Origin of the sequence: Sulfurospirillum sp. UCH001 (assembly GCF_001548035.1) — a bacterium.
Classification (GTDB): Bacteria; Campylobacterota; Campylobacteria; order Campylobacterales; family Sulfurospirillaceae; genus Sulfurospirillum.
This window is the reverse complement of sequence record NZ_AP014723.1, coordinates 1493190-1515034: the sequence shown is the minus strand read 5'-3', so window position 1 is coordinate 1515034 and position 21845 is coordinate 1493190. Positions and strand designations below refer to the sequence as shown.

Below are 21845 nucleotides of genomic sequence, written 5' to 3'. Positions count from 1 at the left end.
TATGCAACAATTTTTAAAGTGGACACTTGAAGAGATCCGCAAAGACGGCTCTACGATGAGTTGGATGGAAGAGAAGAGGTTCGAATGGGTACCTCTTGCTGCTTCCATGCTGAAAAATCTTCTCGATGGACATACTTTTATTGTGATTACGGACGATGATAGAGCATGGTTCTGCCACTATATGCTTAGAGCCATCAATAATCACCATAAAAATAGACCGCTTTTGCCATTTTTATCGCTGCAAACGCTTTATCCTAACTTGTATCAAGTAAAAACAAAAGAAGATATAGAGCTTCTAGAAAATATGCTCTCACAAGCATTCCCAAGTGGTTATACATTCTTTTATGTAGGAAAGAATAGCGACATAAAAATGCAGATTGCTAAACGTAAAGATGATAGTTTTATGTGGATTATGGATGAACACGTTCAAAATAGCTTTTATCTTTTAAGTGATGACGATAGTTTAGATATTAAATTAATTCAGCTTTTCAGACTTCTTGATAAAAGTATTGATGCCGTACTTTTTGCTGAGGTTACCTTTGAAAATGAGTGATGAAGGGATTCTTAGCCATATTTTAATTTGTAAAAATGTGGAAAAGGCCAAAGAGAGTCTGCAAGAAGAGTACGCTAAAGAGCGTCATCTTTTTTTTATTAAAGATGAGTTTTTGATTGATGATGCCAAAGAGGTTATCAAAGAGGCGTACATTGCGGAATCTGCTAATAAATATCTGATTCTTATTGCTAAAGGGTATCGTGTAGAAGCACAAAATGCTCTTCTGAAAATTCTTGAAGAGCCACCAAGGCATATTGTTTTCATTGTTGTTGCACCTTCCAAAACAGCTTTTTTACCAACCATTCGTTCACGTTTACTTCATAAAGAGTTATTGGTCGAACAAGAGGTGATCCATAGCGGACTAAATCTTTCAAAGCTTGATCTTAGTGATATTTATCCTTTTATTCAAAAGCATCAAAGTGTTGAAAAAACATTTCTCAAAGAGCTTGTACAAGCTATTGTTTTTGAAGCTATCAATGAACACCACTTACGCTTTAGTGAAAAAGAGCTAGAGCATTTTCAAAAGCTTCTCCATTTGGTTGAGCTTAATACCAGAGCACAGACTATTTTAACATCCCTTTTACTTTCAATTATGCTGAGAAAATACCGATGAAACTTTATAAACTCAATTCTAACAGTGATGTAAAATCATTGTTCCAAAATTTAGGTGTTACCAAAGAGGGTAGTGCTATTTTGGAGCAAAAGTCACATCTTAATTTTATTTATATTAAAGATCTTAAATCCCCAGCTGCCAACATCCTCAAGCAAGATGCCCTCTCAATAGGTGCAGATTTGGCAGTGCCTAAAGAGACGATTACGTGTAAAAACCCTTTGGTTGATGCTATTTTAATCGCAAATGATAAACAGCTAAAAGAGCTAGCCCGCAAAGAAAAAGTGCAACCTTTTGGTTTAAAAGAGTTCGCAGCACATTTAAATGAATTTGTTGTGAGTCCTCAAGATGATTTCCATGTTATGGGTATTATCAATACCAATGAAGATAGCTTTTTTCAAGGGAGTCGTTTTAGTGGTGAGAATGCATTAAAACACATTGAAACAATGATAGAAGAGGGTGCAAGCATCATCGATCTTGGTGGTGTCTCAAGCCGACCAGGAAGTCTTGGTGTAAGTGATTTTGAAGAACTTGCTCGCGTAAAGCCTATTATTGATCTTATTTATGAGCATAAGCTTTTTGATAAAGCTCTTTTTTCTCTCGATAGCTACTCTCCCGTGTCTTTAGAGTATGCTCTTCAAAGAGGTTTTAGCATTGTTAATGACATCACTGCACTTGCAAATGATGATGTTGCTCGTGTAGCAGCAAAATACGATGCAACCGTTGTTTTGATGCATATGCAAGGAGATCCTCAAAGTATGCAACAAGAACCCTTTTATGAAAATGTCCTTTTAGAGGTTGATGCATTTTTTGAAGAACGTATTGCAAAAGCAAAAAGCTTTGGAATTAAAAAAATCGTATTAGACGTTGGAATTGGGTTTGGAAAGAGTTTAGAGCACAATTTGAAGCTTCTCAAGCATCATGAACATTTTTTACATTTTGGTTATCCATTGCTTGTTGGAGCAAGTCGGAAATCAATGATTGATAAAATTATTCCTACACCTATTCCTGAGCGTTTAGCTGGCTCATTAGCACTTCATTTAAAGGCATATGAACATGGTGCAACTATTTTACGTGTACATGATGTGAAAGCACATGTACAAGCTCTTAGTGTATTAAGAGCACTTAATCTTACTATTTAGGACGTTCCTTTGGAAAAAATTCTTAGTCTTCTTACGCGTATAAGTGAACTTTACGCTATTCCCCAATGGATTGTCAACAGTGGTGCCATTGCTATTTGTGTTATTTTAATTTCGTTTCCATTTATCGCACGTGTATTGATGCGTCCAAAGTACCATAAGTTTCGTGAACTGATTTTATTTAAAGTATTGTGGCGTTGGAAGTATAAAAAAGGCGATGTCATAGGTCTTTGGTGTTATTGCCCAAAATGTCAAAATATGCTGATGGTTGATGATGAAAATTGTCGTTCAGAAGAGACATTACAGCATAAAATTACCTATTTTGTTTGCCCTGAATGTGGCGGTCATGAACTTGGTCGTGTTATTGGTGGCGATAGACGTTATGTTTTAAGTCTCGTTCGACGTGATATTTGGCGACATATTCGTGATGGAAGTTATAATGAAGTTGCAACAGCGACAAAAGAAGCACTTGATATTTACGCAAAGTTAGAGGAAGAAAAAACAGAGGAAAAAGCTGAAGTTTTAGCCTCTTTAGAAGAAAAAGTTGAGCATTTAGAAGGTTCTGTAGAAGACGTTTCTGAAGAAAACAATGATACTCCATCTCCAGAAACAGAAGCTGTTACAATGACACATCATCAATTAAACGAAACAACCAACTCTACTCATGAACATCATTTTTCACAAGAAGAACGTAGTACGGAAGAACTACAGACAGTCATAGATGAAGATGAGAAGGAGATAAAAAAAGATGGAGTTTGAGTTTTATTACTATCTTATTTTTCTTCTTACTGGGCTGGTCGCAGGTTTTATTGATGCGATTGCAGGTGGTGGGGGAATTATCACGATTCCTGTGCTTCTAGCATCAGGAATGCCTCCTCATATTGCTCTTGCAACCAATAAACTTCAAGGAACATTTGGTAGTGGTATGGCTTCTATCAATTTTATACGTAAAGGCTTTATAAAATGGTCTGAAGTGTACATTGGTGTCATTTATACCTTTATAGGTGCAGCGCTTGGAACTTACGCGATTTTGTTGATGGATGCAAGCATACTTTCAAAAATTATTCCACTGATGTTAGTAGGTATTTTTATCTACACGCTTTTATCGCCAAAAATGGGCGAAAATGATCGCCATGCTTACTTAAGTACACATCTCTTCTTTTTTATATTTGGACTTGGCATTGGTTTTTATGATGGTTTTTTCGGTCCAGGTACGGGTACATTCTGGACGATAGCATTAGTAACACTTTTAGGACTTAATCTCAAAAAAGCAACGGCTCAAACAAAGGTCATGAATTTTACAAGCAATATTGTCTCTCTAGCCGTTTTTTTATGGAGCGGTAATGTTCTTTTTGTCGTAGGATTGTTGATGGGGTTTGGTCAACTTATAGGAGCATATATGGGCTCAAATATGGTTATTAAAAAAGAAGTGAAGTTTATCCGCACATTCTTCTTAACGATGGTCGCCTTAACACTTTTAAAACTGATCTATAGTAGCTATATCGCATGACACACGAAGAGTACTTAGCCAAAATTGATTTAGCCAATGCATGGGCAAAGGCGTATTATGTGAATGATGCGCCTATCGCGAGTGATGAAGAGTACGATAAACTTTATCATGAAATTTTAAAATATGAACAAGAAAATCCACTTTTTACAGACGAAAATAGCCCTAGTAGGCGTGTCGGTGGAATGGTACTTGAAGGTTTTAATAAAGCAGAACATAAAGCACGTATGTGGAGTATGGAAGATGTGTTTGATGAAGCTGATCTTGATGCATGGATAGAACGCGTTAAAAAAGTCAAAGAGAGCTTTACATTTTACTGTGAACCAAAATTTGATGGAGCAAGTCTTAATCTCATTTATGAAAATGGCTCTTTGAAACAAGCGATTACAAGAGGCGATGGAAGTATTGGTGAGGATGTTACTGAAAATGTCAAAACTATTGGCTCCATTCCTTTGCAAATTGATTACAAAGAGTTGATTGAAATTCGTGGTGAAGTAGTTATTAAAAAAGCAGATTTTGAAAAGCTTAACCATGAACGACTTTTAAGTAATGAGCCGCTTTTTGCTAACCCTCGAAATGCAGCAGCTGGAAGTCTAAGACAACTTGATACACGCATTACGGCAAAGCGAAAATTGATGTTTTATCCATGGGGTATTGGCGTTAACACGCTACCTCAGAGCTTTTTGAGTGAAAAAATGCGCTTTGTTTACCATCTTGGATTCTTGCAACCCCCTAAAATTGTGGTAACACAAAATGTAAATGATGTCCATACGCTTTATGCAGAACTCATTGCCAAACGTGATGAGATCGAGATGATGATGGATGGCATGGTTGTTAAGGTTGATGATGTAAGTTTACAAGAAGAATTAGGTTATACGGTTAAGTACCCTAGATGGATGGTTGCTTTTAAATTTCCCGCAATTGAAAAAGTGACAATACTAAAAGACATTACCCTTCAAGTAGGACGAACAGGTGTCGTAACGCCTGTAGCAGAGGTAGAAGCGGTAAATATCGAAGGGGTAGTGGTTGAGAGAGCAACGCTGCATAACTTTGATGAGATAGAACGTAAAGATATTCGCATAGGGGATAGTGTCATTATCATCCGTAGTGGTGATGTGATTCCTAAAATTATCAAAGTGCTTCATGAAAGACGAAATGGTACAGAAAAAAGTGTAGAAAGACCGCTAGTTTGCCCTGTTTGTGGCAGTGAGCTATTAGATGATGGTGCACTGATCAAATGTCAAAATCTCTCATGTGACGCAAGGGTTGTTGGAGCAATTATTCACTTTGCATCCAAAAAAGCCCTAAATATTGACGGTCTTGGTGATAAAATAGTCGAACAACTTTATGCACAACAACTTGTATTGCATGTAAAAGATTTGTATGCACTAAGACTTGATCAGCTTTTAGCACTAGAAGGGTTTAAAGAGAAAAAAGCACTCAACCTTTTAGAAGCCATTGAACAGAGCAAAGGGGTAAGTTTAGAAAAATTTATCAATGCTTTGGGAATCGAACATATCGGTGAAGTGGCTGCTAAAAAAATTGCACGTGCTTTTGGGCTTGAATGGCTAGAAATTGGTTATGAGCAGATTATAGCGCTTGAAGGTTTTGGCGAAGAGATGGCAAAGAGCCTCATAGAGTTTATTCATGTAAATAAACAAGAAACCTATGAACTCATGGCTATTATCAAACCGATTGCTTCAAAACTAGAGATTACGGAGTCTGTATTCACAGGTAAAACAGTCGTCCTTACAGGCTCAATGAGTAAACCTCGTGATGAAATTAAAGAGATGCTTGAAAAATTAGGCGCAAAAGTAAGTGGAAGTGTCTCCAAAAAGACTGATTTTGTTATTTTTGGTGAAGAAGCAGGCAGTAAATTGGATAAAGCAATGGAACTTGGCGTCAAGACTCTAAGTGAAAATGAATTAAATGAGATGATTTTATGAGATTAGATAGTTATTTATTTGAAAAAGGTTTTGCGCAAAGCCGTAACAAAGCAGCGGAACTTATTAAAGAGGGTAGCGTTTGGCTCAATGGTAAAGTAGAGCGTAAAAACTCTGCAGAAGTTGGCGAAAACGATACTATTGAAGTTGAAAAAATTGCACAGTACGTCAGCCGTGCAGGATTAAAACTTCGTGGGTTTATTAATGAATTAGCGTTGAATGTAAAAGATGCTGATGTGCTTGATATTGGAAGTAGTACAGGTGGTTTTGTACAGGTTTGGTTAGAGGAAAATGTCAAAAGTGTGACCGCTGTTGATGTGGGAAGTGAGCAGTTACATCCAAGCCTAAAAGTCGATAACCGAATTATTTTACATGAAAATACTGATATTCGACTTTTTATACCTGAAAAAACCTATGATGTGGTCAGTTGTGATGTTTCATTTATCGGTATAGGTGCTCTTTTAGAACATATTGACTGTCTTGCGAAAAAAGAGATTATTATCTTATTTAAACCGCAGTTCGAAGTGGGAAAAGATGTTAAACGTACAACTAAAGGTGTCGTTAAAGATGGCTCGGCTATTATGCGCGCACAACATCAGTTTGAAGCACAAACGATAAGTCTTGGCTGGCAATTAATCGATAAAAGAGAATCACTTGTAAAAGGGAAAGAGGGGAATGTTGAGACGTTCTACTATTTTAAAAAAAGAGAGTGTTGATACATTAGCCATTGGTAGTTTTGATGGCATCCATGTAGGACACCGACAGCTTCTTAATCATTTAGGTGAAAATGGTGCGCTTTTTGTCGTTGACAAAGACCAAGCCAATCTAACACCTGGAATTAAGCGCAGTGAATATGCGGGTTATCCGTGTATGTTTTTTCATTTTTTAAAAATTAAACATCTCAGTGGTGAAGAGTTTGTTGCACTTCTAAAAAAAGAGTTTATCAATCTTAAAAAAATTGTTGTTGGATATGATTTCTTTTTTGGCCAGCATCGTTCCTGTAATGCGTATGACCTGAAACGACTTTTTGATGGAGAGGTCATTATCGTTGAAGAGTTCAGTTACCAAGGTGTTTCCGTTCATTCTAGTTTGATTCGAGAATACCTTAAAGAAGGTCGTTTAGAAGAAGCCAACCGTTTTTTAGGGCGCGAATATGCCATTACAGGTGATGTAATCTCTGGTCAAGGACTAGGGAAAAAAGAACTTGTTCCTACACTCAATCTCAAGGTCTTAGAATATCTTATTCCTCGTGAAGGGGTTTATGCAACACGTACACGTATAGGACAGAAGGTTTATCACTCGGTTTCTTTTGTTGGTGTTCGTAAAAGCACGGACCATCAATTCTCCGTAGAAACTCATATTTTAGATGAAACTATTGATGCGATTGAAGGTGCTGTAGAAATCTTTTTTGTAGAGTTTTTACGCGATAATCAAAAATTTAGTAGTCTTACAGAGCTAAAACAGCAAATAGAAAAAGATATCAAAGAAGCAAGAAAATATTTAAAAACGTGTAAACTTTATTTCAATGATTTCTTATAATTGTACATTTTAAGATCAGATTCTTCAAGAACCTTTTTAAAATTTTCTTTCTCTTTGAATGCCGCAACACCAAAAGAAAAATCAATGCGAAAGACTTCTTTATTGTGTTTAAAAGGTGTTTTAATAAGATTTTGATTCACAGTATGTAAAATTTTATGTATTTCTTCTTCGTTATGTTTTTCACTCAAAATTAAAAACTCATCACCAGCATAACGAACTGCTGTTGTATTTTTAACTTTTTTGAGAACTTTTCCTATGACATGTAAGACTTTGTCTCCAATGATATGACCAAATTGATCGTTCACTTCTTTAAAGTCATTAATGTCAATAAAGGCTAAAAGACCATTTGTTTTAAAGTGGTCATCTTGAAGAAATTTTTCAAAAAGCCACCTTCGATTATACAAACGGGTTAACTCATCAATGTATAGTTCTTCTTGTAGCGATATAATTTTTGATTCAAGCTCAATGATGTTGTTTTCGATAAACTGAAGAGCCATATTATCTTTGTTGGTAATGGCTATTCGTGCATTGATGACATTTTCTTTAAGTGCCGATGCTGAGCGTTCAGTTTCATTTTTTAAAAATTGAATTTTTCGCAAGGCATAAAGCATAGCTGCTTCTTTGTCAATATCACTCAGTTTGATACCTAGCTCTTTTGCCTTGGTATAAAAAATATCACGGTAGATCTCTGGTAAAACAATTTCAAGATTTCGTATTTCTTTGATAGTCAGATCAGTTAGTTCTTGGAGTTGCTTGTTCATGGTAAGACCTGTATGTAAATATCCACAGTATAAAAAGAGAATGCTTAATAGTAACTAATATTTTGTTATAATCCCCAAGAATTTAAAGCTATGGAAGCGTATTGTAATGGATAAAGTATTTAGTAAGCCTATCACGAAACAATTTGAATTTGATGAAGACGTTGCCGTTGTTTTTGACGACATGCTAGAGCGCTCAATTCCTTTTTATAAAGAGGTGATTGATCTAACCTGTAAAACGATTTGTCTGCATCTAAAAGAAGGATCTAGTGTTGTTGATCTTGGGTGTTCAACCGCTAATACTCTGCTTGCTCTTCACAAAAAAAGCAATAAAAGCTATCATTTATTGGGTATTGATAATGCAGAAGCGATGTTACACATTGCACGTCAAAAGGTACATGCGTATGGTGCCTCTATAGAACTTGTAGATGCAGACATTACCCAAGTAGAACTAAGCCAGCACGATGCAATTATTGCTAATTATATGCTTCAATTTATTCGTCCACTTCAGCGTCCTGAATTTGTTGCTAAAATTTATGAAGCCTTAAATCCTAATGGACTTTTTATTTTTAGTGAAAAGATCGTTTTTGAAGATAAAGAGCTTAACAAACAGATGATTGACCTTTATTATGATTTTAAGCGACAACAAGGATATAGTGACTTTGAGATCGCTCAAAAACGTGAAGCACTTGAAAATGTTTTGATTCCTTATACGGAAGAAGAGAACAAAGCAATGTTAAAAAATGCGGGATTTAATACGATTGAAACCATTTTTAAATGGGGAAATTTCGCGACATTCATCGCGAAAAAGAGGGTGTAGAGAAAGTTTTCTCTACACAGATATTATTTATGAAATAATTTTGGGTGTTTGGTTTTAAGAAACTCAATAACTTCGATTATCTCTTCAAATCCCATCTCACTGTCTTCATCTTCATCATCAAAGACTTCATCAAGTCCTTTGAGATATAAATCAATTGCTTTAGGCAGATCTTCTTTTTTTACGCCCGCAAAATAGAGTGCAGCTCCTAGCATGTCAGCCAGTTGCATTGCCATCTCTTCGATCTCAACCTCAGCGCGTTCTAGCTCTTTTTGGAGTTCTTTGGCTTCCATGTTTTATCCTTTATTCGCGATGATACTCATCACTTGTGATTTGATGTTATCATAGATAAAAGCATCTTTGAAGTTGCTGAGAAGTCCTCCGCTTGCATTGTGGTGTCCGCCACCGTTCGCGATTTGTGCTGCGATTTTACTGACATCCACTTTACCATTAGAGCGTAAACTAATCGTTTTTTTGGAGGTAATATCCATAAAGAAATCCATATCAGGATTTGCTGTTAAAAAGTCGTTACCAATGACAGAGACATTACCAATGTTATAGGTTAAAATGCCTTTATACTCTTTATAACTAATCTGCATTTTTTCTTTATTTTGAGTAAGTAAGATGACATTATAAGCAGAGACGAGGTTGCTTAAGGTGTCATTTTTAGTGGATACAAAAAATGATTTTTTCATACTATGTATAGCATCATCTAAAGCGATATGTGCTTCTTGGCATGAAAAATACTCTTGTGCTTTATTCAGTAATGAAAAGATGTACTGACTATTCTCATCAGGAAACATCACTTTATTAACTTCTTTAGCACCACTTACAAGTCCCATACAGACTTTACCCAACTCAAATTCCGGCTCATTTTCAAGCCAAATATCGACGGCATTGACGACATCAACATATTTACTTAACTTCTCATCTTTTCCATACAATGCGCTGAAAAAATCATAGGTAATTTTTGTGGCACAGCGGCTAGAATCAAGAAAATACCACTCAAAAGCATCTGCGCATTCTTGACCTGTTTTATGATGGTCTAAGACAAACATCATAATTTCTTTATCGCAAATATTGACTTTAGATTCAAACTCTTTTGCTTGATCCATCGTAAGGTTTAAGTCCGTGATTAAAATAACATGTTTTTGGGACGTGGAGGTTTGAATAGATGCTAAAATTTGATTAAAACATTCGTTGATCTCTTTGCCATAGTTAGAGTTATAAAATTGAATTGAATCAAAATAGTGTGCACTCACCATCTGGCAACTGTAGCCATCTAAATCTGTGTGCGAGAGGTGGTGTAATGTATAATTCATAAAAATCCTTAATGCTTAGTGATATATAGGGTATGTTTGGTTTAGAGCTTTTCGATTTCGATTGAGCCCATGACTTCAAATTTAGAGCTTGAGTCAATCTCTGCATGTGAAAGAACGACAATATCGAGTCCAAATTTTTCGAAAATATCAGAGAGTGATTTACGAAGAAGAGGATCAACAATAATAACAACAGGCGCGATACCTTTGTGAAGAAGCTTGGTTGCTTCGTCACTACATGCCTTAACTAGGGTATTAATCTGTCCAATATTGAGTACAAGGTCGCGAACACCATCACGCTCTCTGAGTGAATCTAGAAGCTTTTGCTCTGTTCCTGCATTAAAAGTCAATAATTTTAAGACGCCATTGTCATCTTTGTATTGTTTTGTAATAACACGAGAAAGTTTAGCACGCACTTGTTCAACAATAATAGAAATATTTTTGGTAACTTCTGCCACATCGCTGATGGTTTCAACAATGGTAAGAAGATCTTTAATTGGAATCTTTTCATGAAGCAACGCTTTAAGTACTTTTTGAATAAGTCCGACATTTGCCACTTTAAGACAGTCATTAACCACAACAGGATAATCTTTTTGCAGCTTATCAATGAGGCTTTGAACCTCTTGACGCGTAAGAAGCTCTTCTGCATATTTCTTAATAAGCTCACTAAGGTGTGTTGAAATAACAGTTGCAGGATCAACCGTAGTGTAACCTTTAATAATTGCATCTTCTTTGGCTGATGCTTCAATCCAAATAGCATCTAGCCCAAATGCAGGCTCTTTTGTAGGAATACCTTGTACTTTATCGATCGTAAGTCCACTGTCCATCGCCATAAATTTATCAGGGTAGATTTCGCCACTACCAATCTCAATACCTTTGAGCAAAAGTTGATAATGATTTGGTGCAAGATGTAAGTTATCGCGAATACGTACTTGTGGTATAAGATAACCAAAGTCAGCTGCAATTTTACGACGCATACTTTTAACACGATCAAGAAGATCTCCACCTTGTGCAGGATCTGCCAGTTTAATGAGCTGATATCCCAAATCGAGTTCCAAAATTTCCAATTTAAGAATATCATTAAGTGTTGTCTCTTCTTCTTTACGGAGTTCTTCAGGGCTTTTCTTCGGCGCCGTGCTAGCTTGTTGTGCTTTTGTCTCAGCTTCTTGTTTTGCTTTTTGCATAGAAGCAGGTGTCGATGAAAAGAATTTTTGTAAAGAGAAACTACCGTCATTGGTTTGTTTAACAAGATAGCCTAAGCCTAAGAAGATAAATCCAACAAACATCAGTGAAAGGGTAGGAAGACCTGGAACCAATGCAAAAAGCACCAAGATAGATCCAACAATCAAGAGGGTTTTATGTTCCCCAAAGAGTTGTTGTACAGCACCGTCAGAGAAGCTAACGTCATCTGCTTTATTGGCACGGGTGATTAAGATACCGGTTGCTGTTGATGTAATGAGCGCTGGAAGCTGAGATACAAGACCATCACCGATTGTTAAAATGGTATAGGTTTGAGCACTTACACCAAGTTCAAGTCCATGTTGGAACGAGCCAATGAGGAAGCCGCCGATAATGTTAATAATAGTGATGATAATACCAGCAACAGCATCACCTTTAACGAATTTACTCGAACCGTCCATCGCACCATAAAAGTTTGCTTCTTGAATAATATCTTCACGTCTTTTTCGTGCTGTTTTTTCATCAATCAAACCCGCATTGAGGTCAGCATCGATTGCCATTTGTTTACCAGGCATCGCATCAAGTGTAAAACGTGCAGCAACTTCAGCAACCCTTGTTGAACCTTTGGTAATAACCATAAAGTTAATCAAAACAAGAATCGTAAAGACAACAACACCGATAACATAGTTACCACCAACAACAAATTGTCCAAAGCTAGAGACGATGTCACTTACAGCATCTGGACCTAAGTGACCGTTGGTAAGAATCATTCTTGTTGTAGCGATATTTAACGAAAGCCTAAAAAGTGTAATAATCAGAATAAGTGTTGGAAACGTTGATAGATCCGTTGGTTTAGGGATATAAAGTGATATAAGAATAATAAGCACTGATACAGACAAGGATATAACTAGGAAGAAATCGAGTATACCACTAGGAAGAGGGACAATAATAATCGCCATAATAGCGACAATAAAAATAACGACAGTAAGATCTTTTGCTTTGACAATAGGCTCTAGGTAAGGAATAACTCTAGCTAGAAGCGCATTTTGATTTTTAGCCAATCAACACCCTTAAATTTCTATTATATCTTTAAGTGTCATATTATCCAAAAATAGATCAATTTTCGTTTGAAGCTTGTTCAAGATAGGCCAAACACGACAATACGTACCTTTGCCTCCTGGGCATTTTTGTGTTGAAGGGGAGCATTCAAAAACCATAGTTTGTTTTTTTTCTGCACACTCTACGATCATTTTTAAGGTAAGTTCTTCAGGTTTTTTTGCAAGCATAAAACCACCATGGGCACCTTTAAAAGAGCTAAGAATGTTTTCTTTAGCAAGTGCTTGAAGGATTTTTGCTAAAAAACTTTTTGAAATACCAAGTTGATTGGAAAGTGTATCGACATCTTGTGGGGTGTTTTTTTGAGAAATAATAATCAATGATAGCAGTGCATATTCACTTGCTTTGGTTAATAACATTCGTTTTCCTCAACATATCAGGTTAAATAAGAGAAATATTGTACTAAATAAACGTTATATTTAGCTTTAATTACAAAGATAGTTCCTAAAGACATGGATGTCTTTGATTTTGTTGAGAAGGCTTTTTACCATGCTTGTGAAGTATTGTAAAAGCACAATAGACAATTTTTCTTTTTTTAGCTACAATTCCAAGCTTTTATTTTAAAAGTAAATTCATATACCAATCAGGAGGTCATCATGGCTTTAGGTTCGGCGCAAAAACAAGCAATTGTTAGTCAGTTTGGCAGAAAAGAAGGAGACACAGGTTCTCCAGAAGTACAAATCGCACTTCTTTCTAAAAGAATCAGTGATTTGACAGAACATCTTAAGAGTAATGCAAAAGATCACTCTTCAAGATTAGGACTTCTTAAACTTGTTGGTCAACGTAAACGATTGATGCAATATCTTAAAAGAAAAGATTTTGCAAAATACAGCCAAGTTATTAAAGAACTTTCTATTAGAGATAAATAGTCAGCGCTTTTTTACGATACGAGATGGTAATTGCCATCTCGTATCTCTTCCTTTTTACTTCTCATTTCAATCTTAATTTTTATTCTTCATTCATAGCAACATTATTTAAAATTTAAACACACAATTTTTCTATCATTTTATCTATATTACCATAGACAAAATAAATCTATACGTTTTTCTGTATAAAAATAAACATAAAGTGAGTAAAAAAATGTATAATATACTAATAATATCAATTTATTGTATTAAATATGTAGTAAATTGTTATTTTTAAGATATAATAACTTATAAAATAATCGTATTTATGTATAATTAAACCAGCCTTGGCTAGAATCTTATACATGAAAACAAACGATATTTTTAATCTCCTTCATAATGCTGTTGAGTCAAAATTTTTTGGCAAGAAGATTTCTCAGCGTGAGATGGCAGATAAATTGGGCGTATCAATGCGAACATACCAAGATTGGAAGCTTGGTAATTCTCAACCTCAAGCAGCATCAGCAATTTTCAAAATGCTAGGTGAACTCGAAGAGGTTGATGCTTTACGTTTGATTCGACGCATAGCACAAGAATTAAAGGATGAAAAATGAGTACGTTGTCACAAAATGAAAGACAAGCTTTAAACGACATCTTTACTGCTATTACTGAAAAAGAGACTTTCTTCTCTAAACTCAAAGAAAATAAAAGTAATATCAAACATTTTTTAAAACTTCTATTCATGCGAAATAAAAAACGTCTCAAACATCCTGTCCGTTAAACTCATCTTTCTTTTTTTTATTCCTATTCCTTCAATTTTAAAGTACTAATGCCCATATAATGGCATTTCTAATACAGATAGCTATTTAATGAGTTCTTTTGTTGCCTATTGCTTGACAATACTACACTCAATGTTGTATAATTTTATCAGCAATTAAACATTAAGAGTGCTAAAAATGAAAAAACCTTCAAAGCAAGAGTTGATTTTAGATGCCATCATCCAAGAGTACCTAAAATCAAGAATGCCTATAGGCTCATCTGAGCTACAGATGAAGATGACACTTGGCATCTCTCCTTCTACTATACGCATTTATTTCAAAAAACTCTCTGATGTTGGTTCTTTAGAACAACTCCATGTTAGTAGTGGACGTGTTCCAACGCACCGCGCTCTCATGGGATATTGGCAAGAAAAATTAGATTTAACACATCCATTGCAGATAAAAAATATTGATAAAATTAAGCGTTCTACACATGAACACAATCTTTTTTGTATTGTTGAAAAGACAGCAATGCAAACTTTTAAAGAGTTAGTAACTGTAGAGAATCGTTTTTTGATATTAGTTTTTGATGGACATGAGGTTGTTTTAAAGTTTAATGCTAAAGTAGAACAGTTTTTACAGCGTCTTGTAGGGTGCCAAATGCGAGAGTTGAAAGATATTTCAGCGCAAGTAGGTCTTTATGAGTTGCACGAAAAACTCTCTGCAATTTTTTCTCAAGCACCTATTTTAAAGGAGGGCGAAAGAGAGATGTATTCCATTGCTCAAGATCTCCAAAATGATACGTTTATACAAAGGTTTCAAACGCTTCATTTTGTAGAATCTATTCGTGATGGGCTTTATTTTGATGGTTTTGTTCCTCGTGGATGCATGGCAGTCAAGCAAAAGGCACAACTCAAAGATGAAGATACAACCGTTGATTTCTTCTGTTTTGGACGCATCGAGAGTGATTTTGAAGATTTTTTTAATCAAGTTAAGGAGTAACATGTGGATGAAAAAATAAAAGAAGAGCAGAGTATTTCTGAATCCTCTGCAGAAATTGTTCCTGAGTGTTGTGGGGACAATGAAGAGTGTGAATGTGAACAAAATAATGAAATAGAAGTGCTAAACTCCAAAATTGCTGAACTTGAAGATCGATATTTAAGAGCAAATGCTGATTTTGACAATATGAAACGACGTTTAGAGAAAGAGAAAATGCAAGCCATTTCTTATGCTCACGAAGTATTTGCACGTGATCTTTTACCTGTAATTGACTCTTTAGAGATGGCAATTCTTGCAGGAGGCAATTCGGATGTTGAAAGTGGTGAACTTCTTTCAAAAGTAAAAGAGGGTTTAGAGCTTACGATTGAACAGTTTAGAAAAGCATTTGAAAAGCATGGTGTTGAACTTGTTGATATTGAAGGAACGTTTGATCCAAATTTCCATGAAGCGGTAATGCAATTAGAGAGTGATGAAAAAAAATCGGGCGAGATTTTACAGGTTTTCCAAAAAGGCTATAAAATCAAAGAACGTATTTTAAGACCAGCAATGGTTAGTATCGTAAAATAAATCAAAATGACAAAGGATAAAAAATGGGAAAAGTAATTGGTATAGATTTAGGAACAACAAACTCATGTGTATGTGTTTATGAAAGAGGCGAGAGTAAAGTAATCCCAAATAAAGAGGGTAAAAACACAACTCCATCTGTTGTAGCATTTACAGATAAAGAAGAAGTTCTTGTTGGTGATACTGCAAAACGTCAAGCCGTAACAAACCCTAAAAGAACAATTTATTCTATCAAAAGAATTATGGGTCTTATGAGCAATGAAGAGAAAGCAAATGAGGCTAAAAAACGTCTTCCATATGCAGTTGTTGATAGAAATGGTGCATGTGCAATTGAAATTGATGGTAAAGTGTATACTCCACAAGAAATCAGCGCAAAAGTTTTGATGAAACTCAAAGAAGATGCAGAAGCTTTCCTTGGTGAAGAGGTAACTGATGCGGTTATTACGGTTCCAGCATACTTTAATGACTCTCAGAGAAAAGCAACAAAAGAAGCAGGTACAATTGCAGGTCTTAATGTTTTAAGAATTATCAACGAACCTACTGCAGCGGCTTTGTCTTATGGTTTAGATAAAAAAGAAGCAGAGAAAATCGTAGTTTATGACTTGGGTGGTGGTACATTTGACGTTACTGTTCTAGAGACAGGTGATAATGTCGTTGAAGTTCTCTCAACAGGTGGTGACGCGTTCCTTGGTGGTGATGACTTCGATAACCGTCTTATTGACTGGTTAGTTACTGAATTCAAAAATGAAAATGGCATTGATCTTAAAGCTGATGTTATGGCTCTTCAACGTCTTAAAGAAGCAGCTGAAAACGCGAAAAAAGAACTTTCATCTTCTAACGAGACAGAGGTAAACTTACCATTTATTACAGCAGATGCAACAGGTCCTAAACACCTTGTTAAAAAATTGACTCGTGCAAAATTTGAGTCAATGATCGAAGATTTAGTAGAACTTACAATCAAAAAAATCAAAGAAGTTGTTAATGACTCTGATTTGAAAAAAGCTGAAATTAAAGAGATCGTTATGGTTGGTGGATCAACTCGTGTTCCTTTAGTTCAACAAAAAGTAAAAGAATTTTTTGAGAAAGACCTTAACAAATCTGTAAATCCTGATGAAGTTGTAGCAATTGGTGCAGCAATTCAAGGTGCGGTTATCAAAGGTGATGTCAAAGATATTCTTCTTCTAGATGTTACACCTCTTAGCCTTGGTATTGAGACTTTGGGTGGCGTTATGACAAAACTCATCGAGAAGGGTACAACGATTCCTGTTAAGAAATCACAAGTGTTCTCAACAGCAGAAGACAATCAACCAGCAGTTACCATTCATGTTCTCCAAGGTGAGCGTGAATTTGCAAGAGACAATAAATCTTTAGGACAGTTCAACCTTGAGAGCATTCCACCTGCACCTCGTGGTGTACCTCAAATTGAAGTCTCTTTTGACATCGATGCGAACGGTATTTTAACTGTATCTGCAAAAGACAAAGCAACTGGTAAAGCACAAGAGATTAAAATCTCTGGTAGTTCAGGACTTGATGATGCAGAGATCGAAAAAATGGTTAAAGATGCTGAGCTTCACAAAGAAGAAGACAAAAAACGTAAAGAAGCAGTTGATGCTAGAAATCAAGCAGATGCATTGGCTCACCAAACAGAGAAATCTTTAGGTGAAATGGGCGAAGCGATTAGTGCTGAAGAAAAAGCAAAAATTGAAACAGAGCTTAAAGCCCTTAAAGAGGTTCTTGCGAACGAGAGTGCTACAAAAGAGCAAATCGATGCAAAAGTAAAATCTTTGAGCGAAGCAAGTCATAAATTGGCTGAAGCAATGTACAAAAAAGATCAAGGTGCAGCAGGTGGCACTGGTGGTGAAAAACCAAAAGCAAAAAAAGATGACGATGTCATTGACGCTGAAGTAGAATAATATACCACGTTCTAGCCAGTTTCAAAACTGGCTAGAACTGCCTTTTTTCTTATAAATTTCTTCTAAAAACAAATAATCCTATTTTTTTCACTTTGAGATGATACAATATACGTTATCAAAAATATTTCTTAACGAAGCATGTTGATTTAAGGTGTTGTATTATGGGCAAAGTTGTAAAAATATTTTTAAATCAAGGGTTTACACCTATCGATAATAGCCTCTTCAGACGTGGAACTCTGTTGGATTTTGACTGTTATATTCAAAGATTTAATGGTTTTGCTATCTTAATTGAGAGTGGTACATTTATTGACGATGATATTTATCAAAAGCTCATTAAACGTGATTTACAAATTTATGTCGAAAACAAAAATTATGATTTATATAAAAAATACCGAGAAGAGTCTCTTTCCAAAACGTATCATCTCGAAGAAAATGAAACCATGAGTTTTGAGGATGCAGTTAAAAATTGTATTAATATTTATCAAATTGTCTCACGTGCAAAATCTATCAACGAAAAATTAAAAGCAATTTATATGAGTGCAAAATATCTTTTCGATACTTGGATAAAAAGTAAAGAAGAAAAATATATTCCTATTGAAGCGATTGATATTCTTTCAGAAGAGTTGGTTTCCGTCGTCAATCAAGAACGTATAACGCTTTCAAAATTCAATGACTTTTTAGACGAATATGACTCTTTAGCTGCTCACTTTGTTAAAGTTGCATTTTTTGCTTCTATTATTGGAAGTAGAATTGGCATCGATATGACAGACCAAAAAAAGCTTGTAGTCAGTGCTATGTTACATGATGTTGGAAAATGCGAATTGGATGAATCACTGTTAAACAAACCTGACTTTTTGAATGAGGATGAAAAGAGAAAAATCCAAACGCACTCTGAGACAAGTGTCTATTTAGTGAAGCGAAGTGGGTTGAAAGACAGAATCGTTTTAAATGCTATCAAACAGCATCATGAACGATTAGACGGTAGTGGATATCCTCATGGAATTGATAGTTCACGAATTAGTCCCTTTGCAAAGATTATTGCAATTTGCGATATGTTTGATGCATTGATTACAATTAAACCCTACAGAGGGGCATATAGCACCTATAATGCATTATCTCTTATGCGTGAAGAGTATAAAAATAGGCTTGATCCTGATTATATCAAGCTCTTAATCAAGCATTTAAGATAATTACGGTTTAACCGTTAAGATGTGAAAGATTTTCACTCGGTAGATTTTGCTCCATAATTTCTATCTCTTGTTTCGCTGTTCGGACAATATCCGAATCCGTTTTTAGGTGTTTCTTTTTAATTTTTTCAGGATAGTCTACATTCTTTAAAATATGTCTTATCGTATTGAGACGTGCTTTTTTCTTATCGTCAGAGAGAATAATAGTCCAAGGAGAGCGTGGCGTATTTGACGCTAAAAGCATAGAGTATTTTGCAACAGTGTATTGATCCCAAAGCTCTTGTGATTTTGCATCGACTGGTGAGAGTTTAAACTGTTTTAGTGGGTCTGTTTTGCGCTCACGAAATCGTTTTGCTTGTTCTTCTTTGCTCACAGAGAAATAAAATTTAAAGAGAATAATACCTGCATTTACAAGCATGGTTTCAAATTTTGGTACTTCTCGTAAAAACTCTTTATGCTCTTCTTGCGTACAAAAGCCCATCACAGGCTCAACACCTGCACGGTTATACCATGATCTGTCAAAAAGTACGATTTCTCCAGCTGAGGGAAGGTATTGTGTGTAGCGTTGAAAATACCACTGTGAACGCTCGGTATCAGAAGGCTTAGGAAGGGCTACAATGCGTGCACCTCTTGGATTGAGGTGCTCAGTGATACGTTTGATGGTTCCACCTTTCCCTGCAGCATCTCGACCTTCGATGATAATAAGAACTTTCAATCCTTTGTCTTTTACGTGATTTTGAAATTTAAGAAGTTCTATTTGAAGTTTTTTGAGTTCTTTTTCATATTTGAGTTCACTTTTTTTGACCCAAATTTGAACTTTTTCTTCTTTCTCTTTTGGACTCTCTTTTGCCATAACAAGCTCTTCATTTTGTAGTACTAATTTCTCTTTTTTCTTTTTACCCACAGCGTACTCCTGCTTTGACATCTTACATTCAATCATACCCTAAAAATCGTTGTAATTTAAAAAACATTTAGACTTCTTTGCTACAATAAAACATTATTTTACCAAAGGTGATTTTGTGCAACATATTTTTCGATACTCTGCTTTATTTTTTCTACTTGTGGTTTCACTTTTTGGCGTTGAAAAACCAAAACTTTTGACATCTGAAGAGGCTTTTAAAGTCACAGCAATACATAATGTGCAAGGTGTGATTATCAGCGTTGTATTGGGTGAAGGTATCTACTTGTATGATGACAAAATTACTTTGGAACTTGTAAAACCAAAAGCGATTGATATTTCAGCTATGGTAGAAAAACCAAAAGCCGAATACTTCCACGATACAATGACACAACGTAAATCTTTTGAGCTTTTTGTACCACAGAGTCTTTTAGAAAATGAAGTCAAAAAAGGTAGTTTTACCCTCAAATTCTCGTATCAAGGGTGTTCAGAATTAGGTATTTGCTATCAGCCCGAAAGTAAAGAGTTTACCTATAAGTTAAAAGGTGGAAGCGTACAAAATGGAGTACCTTTATCGGAACAAGATGGTATTGCTGCGCGTTTAATGAACGAAAATATAGCGTTAGTGCTTCTTAGTTTTTTTGGGTTTGGGCTTTTGCTTTCTCTAACACCGTGCGTTTTCCCGATGATTCCTATTCTATCTTCTATTATTGTCTCACAACCATCGGTTTCTATGAACGCAAAAAAAGGATTTTGGCTCTCATTAGTCTATGTTTTAGCAATGTCTCTTGCTTATACTATCGCAGGTATTTTTGCAGCACTCTTTGGTGCAAATCTCCAAGCCTCTATGCAGGACCCTTGGGTTATCGGTATTTTTAGTACGATTTTTGTCTTACTCTCACTGTCTATGTTTGGTTTTTATGAGATAAAAATGCCTTCATTCATTCAAAATAGAGTAAACAAAAAAACAGGTGAAGCCCAAACTCAGGGCATTTTAGGCATTGCCGTTATGGGCTTTTTATCAGCGCTTATTGTTGGTCCTTGTGTTGCAGCTCCTCTTGCAGGTGCTTTGATTTATATTGGACAAAGTGGTGATGTCATTTTGGGTGGGGCAGCACTCTTTGTGATGAGCCTTGGTATGGGCGCTCCACTTTTACTCATAGGAACAACAGCGGGTCGTTATATGCCTCGCCCGGGTCTTTGGATGCAAAACATCACTGCATTTTTTGGTGTGATGCTTCTCGGTGTTGCTATTTGGATGCTCTCACGCGTTATTCCAGGCTCTATAAGCATGGTTCTTTGGGCTGTTCTAATCATCAGTAGTGCTATTTATTTTGGTGCATTAGAATCATGTCATGAGTACGCTAAAGGGTGGCATAAAATCGTTAAAAGCTTTTTGTTTATGGCTCTAGTGTACGGCGTAGCACTTTTTGTTGGTTTTTTAAGTGGCGCGAGCAATCCACTGACTCCTTTTGAAAAATTTACAGCTAAAGAAAATGTTGTTGCAACTGCTTCATCATCATCCGCGTTTAATAAAATCAAAAATATGGATGAGCTCACTCTTGCATTGAAAAATGCACAAAAGCCAGTTATGTTAGATTTTTATGCAGACTGGTGTGTTAATTGTGTTGAATTTGAGCAGTTTACGTTTAGTGATGCTCGTGTCAAAGCAAAGCTTGAAAAGCTAACACTTTTAAAAGCAGATGTCACAAAAAATAGCGAAGAAGATAAAGCACTGCAAAAAGCATTTAATATTTATGGTCCTCCTGCCATTTTGTTTTTTAAAGAGGGAAAAGAAATTGTAGAGTTACGATTGGTTGGTTTTAAAAATGCTGATGAATTTTTAGCACATCTTGAGAAATTAGGGATTTAAATGAAAGTTGTATTGATTGTTGAAGTAGAAGGTTTACAAGATCAAGCTATTTTTGAGAAACACCTCAAAAAAGAAGGTATTACGCCTATAGAAGGGGAAGTGTTTGCCTATGAAGGTGAGACGACAACGCATATGTTTAGCACTAGAACATTTATTTTAGAAGTTGTTAGCAAAGGGCTTAAAAAATCAGGTTTTGAGTCATGTAAAATCATATTTCAAGTAGGGGAAAATCCTATGGAAGCGTATCGTTTTAATCTTGAAAGCGATAGTTTTGAACAAGTAGCAGTTTAAGAAAGAGGAGGGTAAGAAGAACTCCTCTTACCCTGTA

Annotated in this window: 24 protein-coding genes; 18 read left to right on the top strand and 6 right to left on the bottom strand. The window is 35.7% G+C overall.

What is annotated here, in order from left to right; genetic code table 11:
- The first annotated feature begins 1 nt into the window (after nucleotide 1).
- Genes UCH001_RS07595 through UCH001_RS07560 form a run of 8 tightly spaced genes read left to right on the top strand, consistent with a single transcriptional unit; the run spans nucleotide 2 to nucleotide 7291 of the window.
- Complete coding sequence (locus UCH001_RS07595) at nucleotides 2–553, top strand: HobA family DNA replication regulator (RefSeq protein WP_067176432.1); 552 nt, start codon at nucleotides 2–4, stop codon at nucleotides 551–553.
- A complete protein-coding gene (locus UCH001_RS07590; RefSeq protein ID WP_067178495.1) occupies nucleotides 546–1166 on the top strand; it encodes a DNA polymerase III subunit delta' in 621 nt (206 codons plus the stop codon). Before UCH001_RS07595 ends, UCH001_RS07590 begins: the two co-directional genes overlap by 8 nt.
- Nucleotides 1163–2305: a dihydropteroate synthase gene (gene folP / locus UCH001_RS07585; protein WP_067176429.1), complete on the top strand. Its 1143-nt coding sequence runs from the start codon at nucleotides 1163–1165 to the stop codon at nucleotides 2303–2305. The genes UCH001_RS07590 and folP overlap by 4 nt, the downstream gene beginning before the upstream one ends.
- Nucleotides 2306–2314: 9 nt before the next feature.
- Nucleotides 2315–3061 (top strand): hypothetical protein, encoded by a 747-nt coding sequence (locus tag UCH001_RS07580; protein ID WP_197651425.1) that lies wholly within the window; start codon nucleotides 2315–2317, stop codon nucleotides 3059–3061.
- Entirely contained in the window at nucleotides 3051–3812 is a 762-nt protein-coding gene (locus UCH001_RS07575; protein WP_067176426.1) for a TSUP family transporter, read from the top strand. Before UCH001_RS07580 ends, UCH001_RS07575 begins: the two co-directional genes overlap by 11 nt.
- Nucleotides 3809–5755 (top strand): NAD-dependent DNA ligase LigA, encoded by a 1947-nt coding sequence (ligA, locus tag UCH001_RS07570; RefSeq protein ID WP_067176423.1) that lies wholly within the window; start codon nucleotides 3809–3811, stop codon nucleotides 5753–5755. The genes UCH001_RS07575 and ligA overlap by 4 nt, the downstream gene beginning before the upstream one ends.
- Nucleotides 5752–6468, top strand: a complete 717-nt coding sequence (locus UCH001_RS07565) for a TlyA family RNA methyltransferase (RefSeq protein WP_067176420.1) — start codon at nucleotides 5752–5754, stop codon at nucleotides 6466–6468. Before ligA ends, UCH001_RS07565 begins: the two co-directional genes overlap by 4 nt.
- The gene (locus tag UCH001_RS07560; RefSeq protein WP_067176415.1) at nucleotides 6428–7291 is read left to right on the top strand and encodes a bifunctional riboflavin kinase/FAD synthetase; all 864 of its coding nucleotides are present in this window, start codon (nucleotides 6428–6430) and stop codon (nucleotides 7289–7291) included. Before UCH001_RS07565 ends, UCH001_RS07560 begins: the two co-directional genes overlap by 41 nt.
- On the opposite strand, the gene UCH001_RS07555 is transcribed toward UCH001_RS07560, so the two are convergent.
- A complete protein-coding gene (locus UCH001_RS07555; protein ID WP_067176411.1) occupies nucleotides 7270–8052 on the bottom strand; it encodes a GGDEF domain-containing protein in 783 nt (260 codons plus the stop codon). The genes UCH001_RS07560 and UCH001_RS07555 overlap by 22 nt on opposite strands.
- A gap of 106 nt (nucleotides 8053–8158) precedes the next feature.
- On the opposite strand from UCH001_RS07555, the gene cmoA reads away from it, so the two are divergent.
- Nucleotides 8159–8869 (top strand): carboxy-S-adenosyl-L-methionine synthase CmoA, encoded by a 711-nt coding sequence (cmoA, locus tag UCH001_RS07550; RefSeq protein ID WP_067176407.1) that lies wholly within the window; start codon nucleotides 8159–8161, stop codon nucleotides 8867–8869.
- Nucleotides 8870–8892: 23 nt separating this feature from the next.
- Here the strand turns inward: cmoA and UCH001_RS07545 are convergent, their stop codons facing one another.
- Genes UCH001_RS07545 through UCH001_RS07530 form a run of 4 tightly spaced genes read right to left on the bottom strand, consistent with a single transcriptional unit; the run spans nucleotide 8893 to nucleotide 12839 of the window.
- Nucleotides 8893–9159: a hypothetical protein gene (locus tag UCH001_RS07545; RefSeq protein ID WP_067176404.1), complete on the bottom strand. Its 267-nt coding sequence runs from the start codon at nucleotides 9157–9159 to the stop codon at nucleotides 8893–8895.
- A 3-nt stretch (nucleotides 9160–9162) separates the two neighbouring features.
- On the bottom strand, nucleotides 9163–10188 hold the full coding sequence (locus UCH001_RS07540) for a DHH family phosphoesterase (RefSeq protein WP_067176400.1): 1026 nt from the start codon (nucleotides 10186–10188) through the stop codon (nucleotides 9163–9165).
- Nucleotides 10189–10229: 41 nt separating this feature from the next.
- On the bottom strand, nucleotides 10230–12425 hold the full coding sequence (gene flhA / locus UCH001_RS07535) for a flagellar biosynthesis protein FlhA (RefSeq protein WP_067176397.1): 2196 nt from the start codon (nucleotides 12423–12425) through the stop codon (nucleotides 10230–10232).
- A gap of 9 nt (nucleotides 12426–12434) precedes the next feature.
- On the bottom strand, nucleotides 12435–12839 hold the full coding sequence (locus UCH001_RS07530; RefSeq protein ID WP_067176394.1) for an Rrf2 family transcriptional regulator: 405 nt from the start codon (nucleotides 12837–12839) through the stop codon (nucleotides 12435–12437).
- A 237-nt stretch (nucleotides 12840–13076) separates the two neighbouring features.
- Here UCH001_RS07530 and rpsO point away from each other — a divergent pair, with 237 nt between their 5' ends.
- The 7 genes from rpsO (at nucleotide 13077) to UCH001_RS07500 (ending at nucleotide 18749) form a co-directional block, all read left to right on the top strand.
- A complete protein-coding gene (rpsO, locus tag UCH001_RS07525; protein ID WP_067176392.1) occupies nucleotides 13077–13349 on the top strand; it encodes a 30S ribosomal protein S15 in 273 nt (90 codons plus the stop codon).
- A 341-nt stretch (nucleotides 13350–13690) separates the two neighbouring features.
- The gene (locus tag UCH001_RS07520; RefSeq protein ID WP_067176389.1) at nucleotides 13691–13939 is read left to right on the top strand and encodes a helix-turn-helix transcriptional regulator; all 249 of its coding nucleotides are present in this window, start codon (nucleotides 13691–13693) and stop codon (nucleotides 13937–13939) included.
- Complete coding sequence (locus tag UCH001_RS13270) at nucleotides 13936–14106, top strand: hypothetical protein (protein ID WP_173636817.1); 171 nt, start codon at nucleotides 13936–13938, stop codon at nucleotides 14104–14106. The genes UCH001_RS07520 and UCH001_RS13270 overlap by 4 nt, the downstream gene beginning before the upstream one ends.
- A 175-nt stretch (nucleotides 14107–14281) precedes the next feature.
- Nucleotides 14282–15085 (top strand): HrcA family transcriptional regulator, encoded by an 804-nt coding sequence (locus UCH001_RS07515; RefSeq protein WP_067176387.1) that lies wholly within the window; start codon nucleotides 14282–14284, stop codon nucleotides 15083–15085.
- A 3-nt stretch (nucleotides 15086–15088) separates the two neighbouring features.
- Nucleotides 15089–15649: a nucleotide exchange factor GrpE gene (gene grpE, locus UCH001_RS07510; protein ID WP_067176384.1), complete on the top strand. Its 561-nt coding sequence runs from the start codon at nucleotides 15089–15091 to the stop codon at nucleotides 15647–15649.
- Between the two features lie 23 nt (nucleotides 15650–15672).
- Nucleotides 15673–17559 carry a molecular chaperone DnaK gene (gene dnaK / locus UCH001_RS07505; RefSeq protein ID WP_067176380.1) on the top strand — a complete coding sequence of 629 codons (1887 nt, stop codon included), beginning with the start codon at nucleotides 15673–15675 and terminating at the stop codon, nucleotides 17557–17559.
- Nucleotides 17560–17720: 161 nt separating this feature from the next.
- Nucleotides 17721–18749, top strand: a complete 1029-nt coding sequence (locus UCH001_RS07500; RefSeq protein WP_067176377.1) for an HD-GYP domain-containing protein — start codon at nucleotides 17721–17723, stop codon at nucleotides 18747–18749.
- Between the two features lie 7 nt (nucleotides 18750–18756).
- On the opposite strand, the gene ppk2 is transcribed toward UCH001_RS07500, so the two are convergent.
- Complete coding sequence (ppk2, locus tag UCH001_RS07495) at nucleotides 18757–19599, bottom strand: polyphosphate kinase 2 (protein ID WP_231963993.1); 843 nt, start codon at nucleotides 19597–19599, stop codon at nucleotides 18757–18759.
- Between the two features lie 166 nt (nucleotides 19600–19765).
- Between ppk2 and dsbD the strand changes: the two genes are divergently transcribed.
- Together dsbD and UCH001_RS13265 are read left to right on the top strand one after the other, a co-directional pair.
- Complete coding sequence (dsbD, locus tag UCH001_RS07490; protein ID WP_067176374.1) at nucleotides 19766–21517, top strand: protein-disulfide reductase DsbD; 1752 nt, start codon at nucleotides 19766–19768, stop codon at nucleotides 21515–21517.
- Nucleotides 21518–21808, top strand: a complete 291-nt coding sequence (locus tag UCH001_RS13265; protein WP_067176371.1) for a hypothetical protein — start codon at nucleotides 21518–21520, stop codon at nucleotides 21806–21808. It begins immediately after the preceding gene.
- The last annotated feature ends 37 nt before the right edge of the window (nucleotides 21809–21845 follow it).